A 15,043-nucleotide genomic window follows, 5' to 3' on the forward strand; every position below is an offset into this window, starting at 1 on the left:
CGTCCGCGGCTCCGTCTCCGTAGCGTCGCCCCTATGCGTGTACTTGTCACGGGAGGCGCGGGCTTCATCGGCTCGCAGATCGTCCGGGCCCTCTCCGCCCGGGGCCATGAACCCGTCGTCCTGGACCGCGCGGTCCGGCCCGGCGACGACGTCCGCGACCGCGAGGTCGTCGTCCGGGCGCTGCGCGGCGTGGACGCCGTCTGCCACCAGGCCGCGATGGTCGGCCTCGGCACGGACTTCCGCGACGCGCCCGACTACGTCTCCCGCAACGACCTGGGCACGGCGGTCCTGCTCGCCGCGATGGCCGAGACCGAGGTGGCGGACCTGGTGCTCGCCGGGTCGATGGTGGTGTACGGGGAGGGGCGTTACGCCTGCCCGCGCCACGGGACCGTACGCCCCGGTCCCCGGCCGTACGAGGAGCTGGCGGCGGGCCGCTTCGAGCCCCGGTGCCCGCGCTGCGGCGCCGAGCTGGTGCCGGGCCTGGTGGACGAGGACGCGCCCGCCGACCCGCGCAACGTGTACGCCGCGACCAAGCTGGCCCAGGAGCACCTGAGCGCAGCCTGGGCGCGCGCCACCGGCGGGCGCGCGGTGTCGCTGCGCTACCACAACGTGTACGGGCCGGGGATGCCGCGCGACACCCCGTACGCGGGGGTCGCCTCCTTCTTCCGCTCGGCCCTGGCGCGCGGCGAGGCGCCCCGGGTCTTCGAGGACGGCCGCCAGCGCCGGGACTTCGTGCACGTCCGCGATGTGGCGGCGGCGAACGCGGTGGCGCTGGAAGCACTGCGCGAGCGCCCGCCGGGGGCCCTGACCGCGTACAACACCGGCAGCGGGACTCCGCACACGGTGGGCGAGATGGCGCAGGCGCTGGCGGCGGCGTACGGCGGGCCCGCGCCGGTGGTGACGGGCGAATACCGCCTCGGGGACGTCCGCCACATCACCGCCGACTCGGCGCGGCTGCGCGAGCAGCTCGGCTGGCGGGCGGAGGTGGGGTTCGCGCAGGGGATGGCGGAGTTCGCCCGGGCGGAGCTGCGGCCTGCCCCGCGCTGAGCGGCGGGGCGGTCAAGAGGGGGCCGCCGGGAGGCGGGGGGCGATCAGGAGGGGGCCGCCGGGAGGATCAGCTCGAAGCGGCAGCCGCCGCGCACATTGTGGACGGCGGCGCTGCCCGCGTGGGCCTCGACGATGCCCCGCACGATCGCCAGGCCCAGGCCCGCGCCGCCCGGTGGGGTGCGCGCCTCGGTGCCGCGCCAGCCGGTGTCGAAGACACGGGTCAGATCGTCGTCGGGGATGCCGCCGCAGCCGTCCGTCACCGAGAGCACCACCGACTGGGCGCGCGCCTCGGCGGCGACCGCGACCGTGCCGTCCGCCGGGGTGTGCCGGATCGCGTTGACCAGCAGGTTGGCCAGGACCCGGGTCATCTCCTTGCCGTCCACCTCCACCGGGACCGGCTCGACACGGTCACCGACCAGGGTGACGCCGTGTTCGCGGGCGAGCGGGTCGGCGCCCGCCAGCGCGTCCCCGACCAGGTCGTGGACGGACATGCGGGCCGGGTTGAGGGCGAGGGCGCCGGCGTGGATGCGGGAGAGCTCGAAAAGGTCGCCCACCATGCCGTTGAGGCGCTCGACCTCGGTACGGATCTGCCGGAAGTAGCGCTCGGGGTCCTTGGCCATGCCGTCCTCCAGCGCCTCGGCCATCGCGCGCAGCCCCGCGAGGGGGGTGCGCAGATCGTGCGAGATCCAGGCGACGAGTTCGCGGCGGGAGGTCTCCAGGGCGCGTTCGCGCTCACGGGAGGCGGAGAGGCGGGCGCTGGTGGCGGCCAGTTCGCGGCTGAGCGCGGCCAGCTCCGCGGTGGCCGGTCCCTCGGGTGCGGCGAAGCTGCCGCCCTCACCGAACGAGCGGGTGGCCAGCGCGAGTTCACGGCTGCTGGTGACGACCCGGCGGCCCAGGACCAGCGCGGTGGCGAGCGAGACGGCCGCGGCCATCGCGATGACCAGGGTGACGACCTTCAGGTCGTGCGAGGACAGGAACATCTCCCAGGCCACCGCGAGCGTCCCGGCGAGCATGGCGCTGACCGCGACGGCGGCCACCACGGCGAGCGAGGCGGTGACCGAGCGGTGGCGCAGCAGGCGCAGCGCGAGGGCCCCGAGCAGGCCCGCGGCCGCGGCGCCCAGGAACGCGTAGACCGCGATGAGCAGGACGTCCTTCATGTCATACCCCCTCCCCGGCGGGCTGGGCGCGGCGCGTGAGGCCGCCGTCGTCCGGCTCCTCGAAGCGGTATCCGACGCCCCACACCGTCCGGATGAGCCGTGGCTCGGCGGGGTCGTCCTCGACCTTGCCGCGCAGCCGCCGCACATGGACGGTGACGGTGGACAGGTCGCCGAACTCCCAGCCCCACACGTCGCGCATCAGCCGCTCGCGGGTGACAGCCTCGCCCGGGTGGCTCATCAGATAGGCCAGGAGGTCGAACTCCCGCAGGGTCAGCGCGAGTTCGGTGTTCCCCTTGACGGCGCGGCGGGCGGCCGGGTCCAGGACGATGCCCGCCCGCCGCACCGGCGGCCCCGGCCGGGCGCCCGCGGCCCGGGCGCGGCGCAGCACCGAGTCGACCCGCAGCACCAGCTCGCGGGGGCTGAACGGCTTGGTGACGTAGTCGTCCGCGCCGATCTCCAGGCCCAGCACGCGGTCGTCCTCGTCTCCGCGCGCGGTGAGCATGATGACCGGTACGGGCCCGGCGCTCCGCAGGATGCGGCACACCTCGAGGCCGTCCATCCCCGGCAGCATCAGGTCCAGGACGACGAGGTCGGGCCGGCGCGCACCGGCCGCGCGCAGGGCGGCGGGGCCGTCTCCGACGTGCTCGACCTCGTACCCGGCGCGTTCCAGGTATCCGCTGACCACCTCGGCCACGGTCGGGTCGTCGTCGACGACGAGGATGCGGGGCCGGTCACTGTGCATGGCCTCAGCGTCGCACCCGGCGGGTGCCCCCGTCGCCACCCGGATGGCGGACACCGGGCGATGTCCCTGTTTCGTAAGAACCCGAAGTCCCGGTTTGTCCGCCGCGGCTTCGTACCGTGAGGGCGTGACCGACTCGATTCCCACGACGGTGGACGTCGTACTGCCCTGCCTCGACGAGGCCGGGGCGCTGCCCTGGGTGCTGGCCCGGATCCCTGAGGGGTGGCGGGCCGTCGTCGTCGACAACGGCTCGACGGACGGCTCGGCGGAGCTGGCCCGCGCGCTGGGCGCGACCGTGGTGCACGAGGCCCGGCGCGGTTTCGGCGCGGCCTGCCACGCGGGCCTGCTCGCGGCGCGCGCCGAGTACGTCTGCTTCTGCGACTGCGACGGCTCGCTCGACCCCGGACTGCTCGTCCCCTTCGTACGGGAGGTGGCCGCCGGGGACGCCGACCTCGTCCTCGGGCGCCGCAGGCCCGTCGCACGCGGGGCCTGGCCGCCGCACGCGCGGGCCGGGAACCTGGCCCTGTCCCGGATGCTGCGCCGCCGCACGGGGCTGCGGCTGCACGACCTGGGTCCGCTGCGGGCGGCCCGGCGCGCGCCGCTGCTGGCCCTCGGCGTCGCGGACCGGCGCAGCGGCTATCCGCTGGAGACGGTGGTCCGCGCGGCGGACGCCGGGTGGCGGGTGCGCGAGCACGACGTGCCGTATCTGCCGCGTACCGGCAGGTCGAAGGTGACCGGCACCTGGCGGGGCACCTGGCAGGCCGTACGGGACATGCGCGCGGTGCTCGCGCTGCCGCCCGCCGCGTCGCTGCCCGCCGCGACCGCGGACACCCGGTGACGGCGCCGGGCGCTCCGGTCACCCTGCTGGTGATCGCCAAGGCGCCGGTGCCGGGCCGGGTCAAGACCCGGCTGACCCCGCCGTACTCGCCCGAGGAGGCCGCGCGCATCGCCGGGGCCGCGCTCGCCGACACGCTGGACGCGGTGCTCGCCGCCCCGGCCAGGCGCCGGATCCTGGTGCTGGACGGGGCGCCGGGCCCCTGGGTGCCGCCGGGCATCGAGGTGGCCGCGCAGGGCGCGGGCGGCCTCGACGAGCGGCTGGCGGCGGCGTTCGCGCTCGACTCCGGCCCCGCCCTGCTCGTCGGCATGGACACCCCGCAGCTGAGCCCGGCCCTGCTCGCCCCGGCCCTGGCGGGCTGGGCGCCCGGCGAGGCGTGGTTCGGCCCGGCGGCCGACGGCGGCTTCTGGGCGCTCGGACTGACCGCCCCCGATCCCTCCCTGCTGCGCGGAGTGCCCATGTCCGTGCCGGTGACCGGCGCGGTCCAGCGGCGGCGGCTGGGCGGGGCGGGGCTCACCGTGCGCGAGCTGGCGCCGCTGCGGGACGTGGACACGGCGGCCGACGCGGCGGAGGTCGCGGCGCTCGTCCCGGAGGGCCGGTTCGCCCGGACGGTGGCCGCGTGCCGGGGCGGCTCCCTCGCGACGGCCGCCGGGGCCGGGCGGCGGGGCGCCGCGCGATGAGCGCGACGACCGTGCCCGCCGCGCTCGCCTGGCGGGCCGATCCGTACACCGACGCCCTGCGCAGCGGGCGCGGGCCGCTGTTCCTGCGCCGCCAGGACGGGTGGCTGCTGCCGCTGGAGGTGGAGCGGTGGTGCGCGGCGCCGGACCCGGCCGACCTCACCGTGCTGGGCCGGTGCCGGGGCGCGGTGCTCGACATCGGGTGCGGGCCCGGACGCCTCGTGGTGGCGCTGGCCGCGCTCGGTACGGCCGCGCTCGGCGTCGACGTCAGCCCCGAGGCGGTCCGCCGCACCCGGCGCTCGGGCGGCAGCGCCCTGTGCCGGTCGGTCTTCGACCCGCTGCCGGGCGAGGGCCGCTGGCACACCGCGCTGCTGCTCGACGGCAACGTCGGCATCGGCGGCGACCCGGCGGCGCTGCTCGCGCGTGCCGCCCAACTGGTGGACATGGACGGGCAGTTGATCGTGGAGGCGGCGTCCCTCGACGTGGACGAGCACATCGAGGTACGGGTGGCCGACGGGCGCGGAGCCTTCGGGGCGGCCTTCCCCTGGTCGCGCCTGGGCACCACCGCCCTGCTGCGCTACGCGCACGCCACCGGCTGGCACCCGGCCGAGCGGTGGACAGCTGCCGGACGCCCTTTCCTCGTACTGCGCCGGGGGTGAACGCGGGGCGGACCGGGGCCTGTTGCAGGGGAAGGGACGGGCAGCGGCGTCCGCCGGGACTGGGGCGGGCCTTCTGGGCCCGCCCGCCTTCCCCCCTGCCGCCGGGCCGTGCCTGGGGCGGGGCTGGGGCGCGTCTTGTGGACCCCGACCGCCTCCCCCTGCTGCGGGCGCCCGGGGTACGGGCTCCCGCCCCCCGGGCGCCCTCCGAAGGACACCCCCCTAGGGCCGCCGCACCGGTCGCTTCCCTCCAGAACCGCGCCCGCGCCACATGCTCTTTCCGGCCGCCACCAGCGCCCCCGCGACCGCGACCACCGCCAGCAGCGCCAGCCAGTTGCGGAGGTAGTCCAGCGGCAGCACCGTCGCGTTGTTCCGCGGGCCCGGCCGCAGGATGTCCGGGAGTGCGATCACGGTGAGGCACCCCCCGGTCACCAGGGCCGCCCGCAGCGGGCCGCGCACCCGGGGCCGGGCCGCCACCACGCCCAGGCCGACGAGCAGCACCAGCGGTGCGACGAACCCGTCGTGCAGCACGACCGCCCCCGCCAGCCACACCACCACGTCCCACGTCCCCTGCGCCCACACCAGCGACACACCGAGCCCCATCAGCGCGAGTCCGAGCGCGCCCACCGCGTACCGCCCCGCCCTCACCGCGCCTCCAGCCGCGAGACCCACTTGGTCTGGAGCACGCCGGGCCGGTTGGGGGCGATGATCCGGGCCGGGTAGCCGTGGTCGGGGGTGAGGACCTGCCCGTTGAGCCGGAGCGCGAGGAGGGTGAGCGGGTCGCGCGCGTAGGTGCGGCCCATGTCCATCACCCGGTAGGCGCCGTGCCGTTCGAGCGAGATGACCCGCAGCGCGGCCCCGGGCGCCCCGGCCCGCTCCATCAGGTCCCTGATCCGTACGCCGGTCCAGTGCGCGTTCTTGCTCCACCCCTCCACACAGGCGATGGGCAGCTCCACCTCGTACTGGGGAAGCGCGGCCAGCTCGTCGAGGCTCAGCTCGTACGGGCGCGGCCCCGCCACCGTCAGCCGCCAGGCCGCCGTGTCCACCCGGGTCGTCCCGGCCGCCGCCGCGGTGCGGTTGACCGGCAGGCCCAGCGGGCCGTGGTCGGGGTGGCGCGGCGCCAGCAGGTCGAGGGACTTCAGCGGGGTCACCGACTGACCCACCGTCGTCACCGTCACCGCGCCGACCGCGACCGCGAGCCCGGTGAGGAGCGAGCGCCGGTCGAGCGCGTTCTCCGGCTCGCCCGGCAGCGCGCGCGTGGCGGGCGAGTGCCGCCACCAGTACGCGGTGATGTCGGGCCACTTGACGGCCAGGTGCAGCAGCAGCGCGCCGGTCAGCAGCCAGGCGACCGCGAAGTGCACGGGAACGAAGCCGAACGGCCACGGGTACCACTGCACGGTGTTGAGCAGCCCGGTCAGCAGCTCGAAGACGGCGCCCGCGACGAGCACCGCCACCGAGAGCCGCTCCAGCGCGTGCCGCACGCCGGTGAACGCCGGCCACACGAACAGCTTCGGGTAGACGGTCCACAGCTTGCCGAAGAGCAGCGGGATCGCGGCGATGCCCACCCCCACGTGCAGGCCCTGGGTCAGCCGGTAGCCCCAGCCGGGACGGGCGGGCAGCTCGTCCGCCAGCCAGGCGGGCGGGTGCTGGAGGTAGTGGCTCAGCACCCCGGTGACCATGCAGACCAGCACGGCCATGCCGAGCAGCCGGCCGATCGCCGTCGTGGTGCGCCTGTCGTGCAGCGCGCCCCGGAACGACGGCAGCAGCGCGGAGGGCGGTGGGGGGAACGGACGTCGTGGCCTCATGTCCCCATGACATCCCCCGACCGCCCCGAACAGGGCTCCTGACACCTTACGGTTCCCGGACGCGTGGTGCGTTGGGCCGTCCGGGCGCCCGCCGGCCTGCGAATGTGGACGGGTGATCGCTCCGCGAACCGCCGCCGCCCCCGCTGCCCCGCCCGCCGCCGCGCCCGGCGCACTGCGCCGCTCGGCCCCGGCCGTCGTGCTGCTGGCCGCGCTGACCGCCGTGCTCGCGGGCACGTTCGTCGCGGGCGGCTCCTCCGTCCTCCCCGGCACGCTCTCCTGGTGGTACCTGGCCTGCTGGCTGCTGTTCGCGGCGGCCACGCGGTCGCTGCGGCGGGTCCCGGCGCGCCACCGGGCGGGCCTGGTCCTGGCGGGCGGGGTGCTGGTCGCGGCGACCGGGCTGGCGGCGCCGCCGACCACCAGCACGGACATGTTCCGCTATGCCTGGGACGGCCGGGTGCAGGCGGCCGGGATCTCGCCCTACGACCACGCCCCCGCCGACCGGGAGCTGGTGTCACTGCGCGACGACTGGCTGTTCCCCCGGGGCGCCGCGTGCGAGGGGCCGGACCGGGCCCGGTTCGGCGAGCCGGACCGCTGCACCCGCCTCAACCGCCCGCGGGTGCACACGATCTACCCGCCGGTGGCCGAGGTGTACTTCCTGGGTGTCCACGGCCTGTCCCCCTCGGCCGCCCGCCACAAGCCGTTGCAGGTGGGCGGCGCCGTGCTGGCGGTGGCCACCACGGGTGTGCTGCTGCTGGTCCTGCGGCGGCGCGGCGAGGACGCCGCGCGGGCGGCGTACTGGGCGTGGTGCCCGGCGGTGCCGGTGGAGGCGGTGAACAACGCGCATGTGGACGGGCTTGCGGTGCTGCTGGCCGTGGCGGGTCTCGGCGCGGTCGCGGCGAGGCGCCGGGCGGTCGGCGGGGTCCTGATCGGCGCCGGGATCGCGGCGAAGATGCTGCCCGCCGTGGTGCTGCCGGGCGCCCTCGCGGGCGTGCTCGCGGGACGCCGCCCCGACTGGCGGCGCGCGGCGGCCGTCCTGGTTCCGGCGGCGGTGTGCGTGGCGCTGGTCTATCTGCCGTACGTCCTGGTCTCGGACGCCTCCGTCTTCGGCTATCTGGGCGGGTACGCGAAGGAGGAGGGGTACGACGACGCGTCCGCCCGCAGCCGGTACGGACTGCTGCGGCTGGTGGTCCCGGACGCCTGGGCGCTGCCCGCGGCGCTCCTCCTCGTGGCGCTCGTCGTCCTGTACGTGCTGCGCCGGGGCGATCCCGAACGGCCCTGGTCCGGCGCCCTGTTGGTGCTGGGCTGGGCGTTCTGCCTGATGACGCCGGGCTATTCCTGGTACGCGCTGCTGCTCGTCGCCCTGGTGGCGCTCGACGGCCGCTGGGAGTGGCTGGTGGTCGCGGCGGCGGGGGCCGTCTGCTACGTGACGGCGCGGGCGGTGCCGCACTCCTTCGACACCGTCAGGACGAGCGCGTACGCGGTGGCCGCGGCGGTCGCGCTGGCCGGGTGGGGGGTGCGGCGCAGGTCACTGCCGGTGGCGCGGGTTAGGGTCTGATCCATGACGACAACTGCCGCGGTCGAAACGGGAGTAGGGCCGATGCTGCGCGGCTGGCGCGAGCGGCGCAGGATCAGCCAGCTGGAGCTCGCCCTGCGCGCCGACTCCTCGGCCCGGCACATCAGCTTCATCGAGACCGGCAGGTCGCGCCCGAGCCAGGAGATGGTCCTGCGCCTCGCGGAGCACCTGGAGGTGCCGGTCCGTGAACGCAACGCCCTTCTCCTTGCGGCGGGTTACGCGCCGCGGTTCACCCAGACGTCCCTGGAGGACCCCTCCATGGACGCCCTGCGCGAGGGCATGGAGCGGCTGCTGCGGGGCTACGAGCCGTTCCCCGCACTGATAGTCGACGGCACGTATACGGTCCTGGCGGCCAACCGGGGCATCGCGATGCTCCTCGAAGGCGTGCCGGAGCGGCTGCTGGTCCCGCCGCTCAACGCGATGCGCCTGACCCTGCACCCGCAGGGCCTGGCGCCGCGCATCCGCAATCTGCGCCAGTGGCGCGCGCATCTGCTGGAGCAGATGGAGCGTCAGATCGCCCTGCTGCGCTCGGACGCGCTGCGCGAGCTGTACGAGGAGGTCGCGGCGCACCCGGTGCCCGAGGCGGCACAGGAGGACGCCTCCGACGGTTCCGGCTGCCCCTTCGCTCTCCCGCTGCGCGTCGAACACCGGGGCACGGTGCTGTCGTTCCTGTCGACGATCGCCACGTTCAACACCCCGATGGACGTGACCGTCTCCGAGCTGGCCATCGAGACGTTCCTCCCGGCCGACCCGGAGACGTTCGCGTACCTCGGATCGCTCACGCCGTAGGCGGTACGCGGTCGAGGAAGCCCGCCACGGTGGCGATCCGGCCGTCCTCGGCGAGGGTGATCACATCGGACCCGGCGACCGGCGCGGACCCGTCCGCGGCCGACACCAGCTCCCAGCGGAACCGGGCCACGTCGTGGTGCCCGTCGACCGCCCCCTCCAGACGGAACGCATAACCGGGGAACTGGGCGTGGGCCCCGCCGATGACCGCGGCTATGGCCCGGTGGCCGGTGACGTCGGACAGCGGGTCCGTGTAGCCGCCGTCCTCGCTCCAGGCTGCCTCGACGGCCTTGGCCAGCTCCTCGGCCGAGCCGGTGGCGTTCCACGCCTCGAAGTAGCGGGCGACGGCGGTCTCGTAGCGGTTGTCGGACATGGGAATCAGCCTCCGTGAAAGATGGATCGGCAGGACAGGTGCGGGGTGGAAACCGGGCCCCGGCCGGAGTGCGCCGCCCGGGACCCGATGGCTCCACCTTGCCGGGCGGGGGTGGCGCGGGTCGATTACCGCCCAGGTAATGCGGTCCGGGCACGGCCGCCCACCCGGGCCCGCCCACCCCGGTCCACCCCGGCCCGCCGCGCCCCCGTCCCGCGGGCCCACCCCGCGCCCGCCTCAGAGACCCGTCTTGGAGGCCCGCCCCGGAGGCCCGTCACCCCGAGTGGCCTACCCGGTCCTCAATATCCCTCTAATCGGTTAATCGCCCCGTTCGAGGACATGCCCATGATCACGCTCGGGGATACGTCAGAGGCACACGTCCGCACACCCCTGGAGCCCCCGCGTGGAAACCGCAGGCGTCCGCCCGCAAGGAGACAAGGAAGTTCCATGGCCACCCTGTGCCGCCCCGCAGTAGCCGTACCCGACCATGTGATCACGCAGGAGGAGACGCTCGCCCTTGCCCGTGAGACCCATGCCGACCACCCCCAGCGGGACCTCGTCCTGCGGCTCATCCAGAACACCGGTGTCCTCACCCGCCACATCGTGCAGCCCATCGAGGACACCCTGCGCCACCCCGGCTTCGAGGAGCGCAACCTGCTCTACGAGGCGGAGGCCAAGGCCCGGGTGCCCGGGGTCGTCCGGCAGGCGCTCGCCCACGCCGAGGTGGAGCCCCAGGAGATCGACCTGATCGTCTACGTCTCCTGCACCGGCTTCATGATGCCGTCGCTGACCGCCTGGCTGATCAACACCATGGGGTTCAGGACCGAGACCCGGCAGCTGCCGATCGCCCAGCTCGGCTGCGCCGCGGGCGGTGCGGCGATCAACCGGGCGCACGACTTCTGCACCGCGTATCCGCGCGCCAACGTGCTGATCGTGTCCTGCGAGTTCTGCTCGCTCTGCTACCAGCCGACCGACATCGGCGTCGGCTCGCTGCTCTCCAACGGTCTGTTCGGCGACGCGATCTCGGCGGCCGTGGTGCGCGGCGAGGGCGGTACGGGCATGCGGATCGAGCGCAACGGCTCGCACCTGGTGCCCAACACCGAGGACTGGATCTCGTACGCGGTGCGCGACACCGGGTTCCACTTCCTGCTGGACAAGCGCGTCCCCGGCACCATGGAGATGCTGGCCCCGGCGCTCAAGGCGCTGGTCGCCCAGCACAGCTGGGCCATCCCGGACATGGACTTCTTCATCGTGCACGCGGGTGGTCCGCGCATCCTGGACGACCTGTGCCACTTTTTGGAGCTGCCGCCGGAGATGTTCCGCTTCAGCCGGGCCACGCTCACCGAGCGGGGCAACATCGCCAGCTCGGTGGTCTTCGACGCGCTGGCCCGGCTCTTCGACGAAGGGGGCGCCGCCGACGGGGCGGGCGGGCTCATCGCGGGCTTCGGTCCCGGCATCACGGCCGAGACGGCCATCGGGCGCTGGGCCGCGGCGGCCCCGATGGCGGTGGCGATGAGCAACTGAGGCCTGCAGCCCGGAGCCCGCCGGACAGGCTCTCAGTGCTCCGGTGGCTGCTCCGGGGGCGTCTCGCGGGCGCAGGACGTCCCCGCCGCGGGCAGGACGCCGTCCAGCAGGAAGGCGTCGGCCGCCTCCCGGACGCACGGGGAGGCGGTGTACCCGCCGTGCCCCTCGCCCTCGTAGGTGAGGACCACACCCCTGCCGAGGCGGCGGGCCGTCTGAGCCGCCCACTGGTACGGGGTGGCGGGGTCGCCCCTGGTGCCGATGAGCAGGGCGGGGGGCGCGCCGGTCCGGTGGATCCCGCGGATGTAGTCCGTACCGGCGGGCCAGCCCGTGCAGGCGATCGCCGCGCCCACCTGCTCGGGGCCGAACATCGGGCTGGCCTCGGCGAACCTCGCCTCCAGTGAGGCGAGCTCCGCGGCCGGGTCCTTGGCGCGCACCGGGTCGTCGGCGCAGTTGACGGCGAGGAGCGCCTCACGGCTGTTGTCACCCTCGGCGCGGTCCCCCCGCGTCTCCTTGCCCGCGAACTGCCGGGTGAGCTGGTCGAGGAGGGCCGGGTCGCCCCTGTCGTGGAGGGCCGCGACGCCCCGCGCGAGCGCCGGCCACAGCTGCTCGGCGTAGAGCGCGTCGGTGATCGCGGTCCGCAGGTCGGCGGAGGTGAACTCGGCGCCGGAGGCGGTTTTGGCGCTCGCGCGGTCGAGCCGGGCGACGGTCGCGTACAGGGTGGCGCCCGCCCGGGCGGCGCTGGCGCCGAGCGGACAGCTCGCGCCCCGGGCGGCGCAGTCCGACAGGAAGGTGTCCAGCCCCTTCTGGAAGGCCTTGGCCTGGGCGAACGCCGACTCGGCGGCGTCGGCCGTCAGCGAGTCCACCGCGTCCAGGACCATCCGCCCGGTGCGCCGGGGGAACTGCGCCGCGTAGACCGCGCCGAGCCGGGTGCCGTAGGAGACGCCGAAGTAGTTCAGCTTCCGGTCGCCGAGCGCCCGGCGCAGGACGTCCAGGTCGCGGGCGGCGTTGATGGTGCCGACGTGCGGCAGCAGCTTCCCGGTGGTCCTGCGGCACCCCTCGGCCACCGAGCGCAGCTCCTCGACGAGCTGGGCCCGCCCCTCCGCGTCGTCGGCCGGGGCGCCGCCGGAGCCCTCGATGATCTCCTCGGCCCCGGCACCGCAGCGCACGGGGGCGCTGCGGCCCACCCCCCGCGGGTCGAAGGTCACCAGGTCGTAGGCGGGCGCCAGACGCGCGGTGTCGGCCATGAAGTCGCCGAGCCCCTTGAGGCCGGACTCCCCCGGGCCGCCGAAGTTGAGGACCAGCGACCCCTTGGGCGCGCTCGCGTGGGCCGGGTCCGCCCCGGTGCCCGTACCGGTGGGGCCCTCGCCCGACTCGGCCGCCCGCACCCGGGCCACCGCCAGGGCGATGGTGCCGTCCTCGGGCCGGGCGTAGTCGACGGGCACGGTCAGCTCGGCGCACTCCATGCCCTTGGGGGCGTCCTTGACGGTGCAGCCGCCCCAGGCCAGGCGCTGGCTGTAGAAGCGGGTGAGATCGGGCTGGGCGCCGTCCGCCGCCGCCGGGACCGGGACCGCCAGGACGAGCAGCACCATCGCCGCACCGGCCGCGCCCGCTGTCGTACCTCCGCGCATGGCAGACCTTTCGGTCGGGGGTTCCCGGAGCAAACGTAAGCCGCCGAACGGAGTACCGCACGACGGACCGCCCGCTGTCGTCACCCTCTGCGACAACAGCAGGTCACCGGGGCGGTGGCCGGAACCAGGCCACCGCCCTGCCGTGGGGGTCCCGGCTACTCGCCGTGCGGGTCGGCCGGAGGTCGGCGCGGCTCCTCGCGGGGTTCGGGGTCCTCGCGTTCGGGGGTCGCAGGAGCCGGTCGGATCCGGGCGGCCTCGGCGCGCAGCATCGCGTTGAGCGCCGCGAAGGGGTCGATGGGCATGGCTGAACCACCTCGCTGTGCTGGTGAGTTGAGATAACCGCTGGTTCGTTCCGTACGGAACGCTCAGCAGCGCAGCACCACACAGCGCACGCCCTGGAGGGAGGCGGGCCTGCCGGGTCCGCCCGGTCGGGCCGCCACGTGCCCCCCGACCGCGACGGGCCGGGGGACAGCGGGCGCGGAGCGGCTGTCCGGGGCCGGGCGGGTCGGGCGGGCCGCGGCCCGGGGCGCGGGGGCGGCCTCGTCGGGCTGCTCCTCGCCCACCGGGCCCGGCACCGCCGAGGAGGCGGCCGCCCGGTCCACGGGCGGCCCCGCCGCCTCCGCCCCCGGCGCCGCCCCGAGCAGCGCGGCCACCACGAGCAGCACCACGAGGGCGCGGCGCACGGTGGCGGAGAGAGCGGACGGCATGCCACAACCCTGCCCGCCGACGACCGTGACCTGCCCGGATCCGGGTGAGATCCCCTCTCCCGGGTGAATGGCCGTCAGCCCCGAACTGGCCGGACCGGCGCGCCAGTCGGGCCCGCGTCCGTACCTACGCGCGGAGGCTCTCCCCCACCACCTGCTCGGGCACCTCCACCGCGTCCTGGCGCGCGGCCTGCTTGCGGGCGGCGAGGAGGGCGTACACCAGCACTCCGGCGAAGAGGAACAGCACGCCCTGGTAGACCGCCTGGTAGCCGGAGCCCGCGACCAGCCAGAGCGAGAAGGCGGCGGCGAGCGCGGCGAGCAGGCCGTCGCGGACGAGGCGGCCGCGGTGGACGCGGTCGGCGCGGCCGGAGGCGAGGAAGTAGATCTGGGCGGCCGTGGACAGCAGGTAGGGGACGGTCGCCGTGAAGGTGGTGACCAGGACCAGCGTCTCGAAGACGCCCTGGGAGCCGGCCGTGTAGTTGTAGACGGTCAGCGCCGAGGCGAGGACGACCGTGACCAGGACGCCCACGGTGGGCACGCCCCGGGTCCGGCGCGCGAAGGCCTGCGGGAAGAGGCCGTCCTGGGCGGCGGCGTACGGGGTCTGGGCGCTCAGCAGGGTCCAGCCGTTGAGGGCGCCGACCATGGAGACCAGGGCGGCGACGGCGACCGCGGTGCCGCCCCAGGCGCCGCCGAACATGGCGTTCACGGCGTCGGTGAAGGGGGCGGTGGAGGTCACCAGGCGGTCGTGCGGCACGGTGCCGAAGACCGCGAGGGTGCCCAGGAGGTAGATCAGGGCGGCGCCGAGGGTGCCGAGGATGGTGGCGCGGCCGACGTTGCGGCGCGGGTCGCGGACCTCGCCCGCGCTGACGGCGGCCGACTCGACGCCGAGGTAGCTGAAGAGCAGGATCGCGGCCGAGGCGGAGACGGCGCCCATCGCGCTGTGGTCGTCGGCCTGGAGGGGTCCGAGGTTGGCCGGGTCGAAGAAGAAGAGGCCGCCGACCGCCACCAGCAGCAGGGGCGCGAACTTCAGGACGGTGGAGACCAGTTGGACCGCGCCCACGTACCGGGTGCCCGCGAGGTTGGCGAGGGCGGGGAGCCACTGGAGGGCCAGCGCCGCCGCGATGGTGGCCGCCTTGTTCCCGTGCAGGGGGACCAGCACGTCGAGGTAGCCCACGGCCGCCACGGCGAGCGCCGCGTTGGAGACCCAGGTGGTGATCCAGTACGACCAGGCCGCGAGGAAACCGGCGAAGTCGCCGAAGGCCTCGCGTGCGTAGACGTAGGGGCCGCCGGTCCGCGGCAGCCGCTGGGCGAGCCGTCCGAAGACCAGGGCCAGCGCGATCGCGCCGATGGTCAGGACCGCGAAGGCGAACAGGCTGATGGTGCCGAAGGGGGCGACCGAGGCGGGCAGCAGGAAGATGCCGCCGCCGATGATGTTGCCCATGACCAGGGCGGTCGCTACTGGGAGGGACATCCGAAACGTGTATGGCTTGGAAACTTGCAGGTCAGGGGCCGTTTCGGGCGTCGTGGGTCGCCTCGTCAGCA

Annotated in this window: 16 protein-coding genes; 7 read left to right on the forward strand and 9 right to left on the reverse strand. The window is 75.3% G+C overall.

The genetic code is table 11. From position 1 onward, the window contains the following. Positions 1–33 precede the first annotated feature (33 nt). Positions 34–1,047, forward strand: a complete 1,014-nt coding sequence (locus ACZ4MU_RS24620; protein WP_467880384.1) for an NAD-dependent epimerase/dehydratase family protein — start codon at positions 34–36, stop codon at positions 1,045–1,047. A 44-nt stretch (positions 1,048–1,091) separates the two neighbouring features. Here ACZ4MU_RS24620 and ACZ4MU_RS24625 read toward each other — a convergent pair whose 3' ends face one another. Both ACZ4MU_RS24625 and ACZ4MU_RS24630 read right to left on the reverse strand, forming a co-directional pair. Next, positions 1,092–2,204 (reverse strand): sensor histidine kinase, encoded by a 1,113-nt coding sequence (locus ACZ4MU_RS24625; RefSeq protein ID WP_467880386.1) that lies wholly within the window; start codon positions 2,202–2,204, stop codon positions 1,092–1,094. Between the two features lies 1 nt (position 2,205). Further along, positions 2,206–2,946: a response regulator transcription factor gene (locus tag ACZ4MU_RS24630; protein WP_467880389.1), complete on the reverse strand. Its 741-nt coding sequence runs from the start codon at positions 2,944–2,946 to the stop codon at positions 2,206–2,208. A gap of 124 nt (positions 2,947–3,070) precedes the next feature. Between ACZ4MU_RS24630 and ACZ4MU_RS24635 the strand changes: the two genes are divergently transcribed. Genes ACZ4MU_RS24635 through ACZ4MU_RS24645 form a run of 3 tightly spaced genes read left to right on the forward strand, consistent with a single transcriptional unit; the run spans position 3,071 to position 5,114 of the window. Then, the gene (locus tag ACZ4MU_RS24635; protein WP_467880392.1) at positions 3,071–3,781 is read left to right on the forward strand and encodes a glycosyltransferase family 2 protein; all 711 of its coding nucleotides are present in this window, start codon (positions 3,071–3,073) and stop codon (positions 3,779–3,781) included. Next, positions 3,778–4,458 (forward strand): TIGR04282 family arsenosugar biosynthesis glycosyltransferase, encoded by a 681-nt coding sequence (locus ACZ4MU_RS24640; RefSeq protein ID WP_467880395.1) that lies wholly within the window; start codon positions 3,778–3,780, stop codon positions 4,456–4,458. The genes ACZ4MU_RS24635 and ACZ4MU_RS24640 overlap by 4 nt, the downstream gene beginning before the upstream one ends. Then, positions 4,455–5,114 (forward strand): methyltransferase domain-containing protein, encoded by a 660-nt coding sequence (locus ACZ4MU_RS24645; protein WP_467880398.1) that lies wholly within the window; start codon positions 4,455–4,457, stop codon positions 5,112–5,114. Before ACZ4MU_RS24640 ends, ACZ4MU_RS24645 begins: the two co-directional genes overlap by 4 nt. 219 nt (positions 5,115–5,333) lie before the next feature. On the opposite strand, the gene ACZ4MU_RS24650 is transcribed toward ACZ4MU_RS24645, so the two are convergent. After that, complete coding sequence (locus ACZ4MU_RS24650; protein WP_467880400.1) at positions 5,334–5,759, reverse strand: hypothetical protein; 426 nt, start codon at positions 5,757–5,759, stop codon at positions 5,334–5,336. Continuing rightward, the gene (locus ACZ4MU_RS24655) at positions 5,756–6,916 is read right to left on the reverse strand and encodes a molybdopterin-dependent oxidoreductase (protein ID WP_467880403.1); all 1,161 of its coding nucleotides are present in this window, start codon (positions 6,914–6,916) and stop codon (positions 5,756–5,758) included. Before ACZ4MU_RS24655 ends, ACZ4MU_RS24650 begins: the two co-directional genes overlap by 4 nt. Positions 6,917–7,088: 172 nt before the next feature. On the opposite strand from ACZ4MU_RS24655, the gene ACZ4MU_RS24660 reads away from it, so the two are divergent. Next, positions 7,089–8,471, forward strand: coding sequence for a glycosyltransferase 87 family protein (locus tag ACZ4MU_RS24660; protein ID WP_467880445.1), 1,383 nt, complete (start codon positions 7,089–7,091; stop codon positions 8,469–8,471). Positions 8,472–8,474: 3 nt separating this feature from the next. Continuing rightward, positions 8,475–9,278, forward strand: a complete 804-nt coding sequence (locus ACZ4MU_RS24665) for a helix-turn-helix domain-containing protein (protein ID WP_467880406.1) — start codon at positions 8,475–8,477, stop codon at positions 9,276–9,278. Here the strand turns inward: ACZ4MU_RS24665 and ACZ4MU_RS24670 are convergent. Next, positions 9,268–9,648, reverse strand: a complete 381-nt coding sequence (locus tag ACZ4MU_RS24670) for a nuclear transport factor 2 family protein (protein WP_467880409.1) — start codon at positions 9,646–9,648, stop codon at positions 9,268–9,270. The two genes, ACZ4MU_RS24665 and ACZ4MU_RS24670, sit on opposite strands and share 11 nt — an antisense overlap. Before the next feature lie 444 nt (positions 9,649–10,092). On the opposite strand from ACZ4MU_RS24670, the gene ACZ4MU_RS24675 reads away from it, so the two are divergent. After that, positions 10,093–11,169, forward strand: a complete 1,077-nt coding sequence (locus tag ACZ4MU_RS24675; RefSeq protein WP_467880412.1) for a type III polyketide synthase — start codon at positions 10,093–10,095, stop codon at positions 11,167–11,169. 32 nt (positions 11,170–11,201) lie between these two features. Here the strand turns inward: ACZ4MU_RS24675 and ACZ4MU_RS24680 are convergent, their stop codons facing one another. From ACZ4MU_RS24680 to ACZ4MU_RS24695, 4 genes are all read right to left on the reverse strand, one after another. Next, the gene (locus tag ACZ4MU_RS24680; protein ID WP_467880414.1) at positions 11,202–12,797 is read right to left on the reverse strand and encodes an alpha/beta hydrolase; all 1,596 of its coding nucleotides are present in this window, start codon (positions 12,795–12,797) and stop codon (positions 11,202–11,204) included. Positions 12,798–12,952: 155 nt separating this feature from the next. Next, positions 12,953–13,099 carry a hypothetical protein gene (locus tag ACZ4MU_RS24685; RefSeq protein ID WP_467880417.1) on the reverse strand — a complete coding sequence of 49 codons (147 nt, stop codon included), beginning with the start codon at positions 13,097–13,099 and terminating at the stop codon, positions 12,953–12,955. A gap of 63 nt (positions 13,100–13,162) precedes the next feature. Next, positions 13,163–13,504 (reverse strand): hypothetical protein, encoded by a 342-nt coding sequence (locus ACZ4MU_RS24690; RefSeq protein ID WP_467880420.1) that lies wholly within the window; start codon positions 13,502–13,504, stop codon positions 13,163–13,165. A gap of 124 nt (positions 13,505–13,628) precedes the next feature. Beyond that, complete coding sequence (locus ACZ4MU_RS24695) at positions 13,629–14,972, reverse strand: amino acid permease (protein ID WP_467880423.1); 1,344 nt, start codon at positions 14,970–14,972, stop codon at positions 13,629–13,631. Positions 14,973–15,043: the final 71 nt, after the last annotated feature.

The sequence above is a fragment of the Streptomyces sp. NPDC026377 genome (genome assembly GCF_055567715.1).

Excerpts from the sequence above, each read along its gene's own strand:
- ACZ4MU_RS24620 (WP_467880384.1), top strand. The coding sequence starts at position 34 with ATGCGTGTACTTGTCACGGGAGGCGCGGGCTTCATCGGCTCGCAGATC.
- ACZ4MU_RS24625 (WP_467880386.1), bottom strand. The coding sequence starts at position 2,204 with ATGAAGGACGTCCTGCTCATCGCGGTCTACGCGTTCCTGGGCGCCGCG.
- ACZ4MU_RS24630 (WP_467880389.1), bottom strand. The coding sequence starts at position 2,946 with ATGCACAGTGACCGGCCCCGCATCCTCGTCGTCGACGACGACCCGACC.
- ACZ4MU_RS24645 (WP_467880398.1), top strand. The coding sequence starts at position 4,455 with ATGAGCGCGACGACCGTGCCCGCCGCGCTCGCCTGGCGGGCCGATCCG.
- ACZ4MU_RS24655 (WP_467880403.1), bottom strand. The coding sequence starts at position 6,916 with ATGAGGCCACGACGTCCGTTCCCCCCACCGCCCTCCGCGCTGCTGCCG.
- ACZ4MU_RS24665 (WP_467880406.1), top strand. The coding sequence starts at position 8,475 with ATGACGACAACTGCCGCGGTCGAAACGGGAGTAGGGCCGATGCTGCGC.
- ACZ4MU_RS24670 (WP_467880409.1), bottom strand. The coding sequence starts at position 9,648 with ATGTCCGACAACCGCTACGAGACCGCCGTCGCCCGCTACTTCGAGGCG.
- ACZ4MU_RS24675 (WP_467880412.1), top strand. The coding sequence starts at position 10,093 with ATGGCCACCCTGTGCCGCCCCGCAGTAGCCGTACCCGACCATGTGATC.
- ACZ4MU_RS24680 (WP_467880414.1), bottom strand. The coding sequence starts at position 12,797 with ATGCGCGGAGGTACGACAGCGGGCGCGGCCGGTGCGGCGATGGTGCTG.
- ACZ4MU_RS24685 (WP_467880417.1), bottom strand. The coding sequence starts at position 13,099 with ATGCCCATCGACCCCTTCGCGGCGCTCAACGCGATGCTGCGCGCCGAG.
- ACZ4MU_RS24690 (WP_467880420.1), bottom strand. The coding sequence starts at position 13,504 with ATGCCGTCCGCTCTCTCCGCCACCGTGCGCCGCGCCCTCGTGGTGCTG.
- ACZ4MU_RS24695 (WP_467880423.1), bottom strand. The coding sequence starts at position 14,972 with ATGTCCCTCCCAGTAGCGACCGCCCTGGTCATGGGCAACATCATCGGC.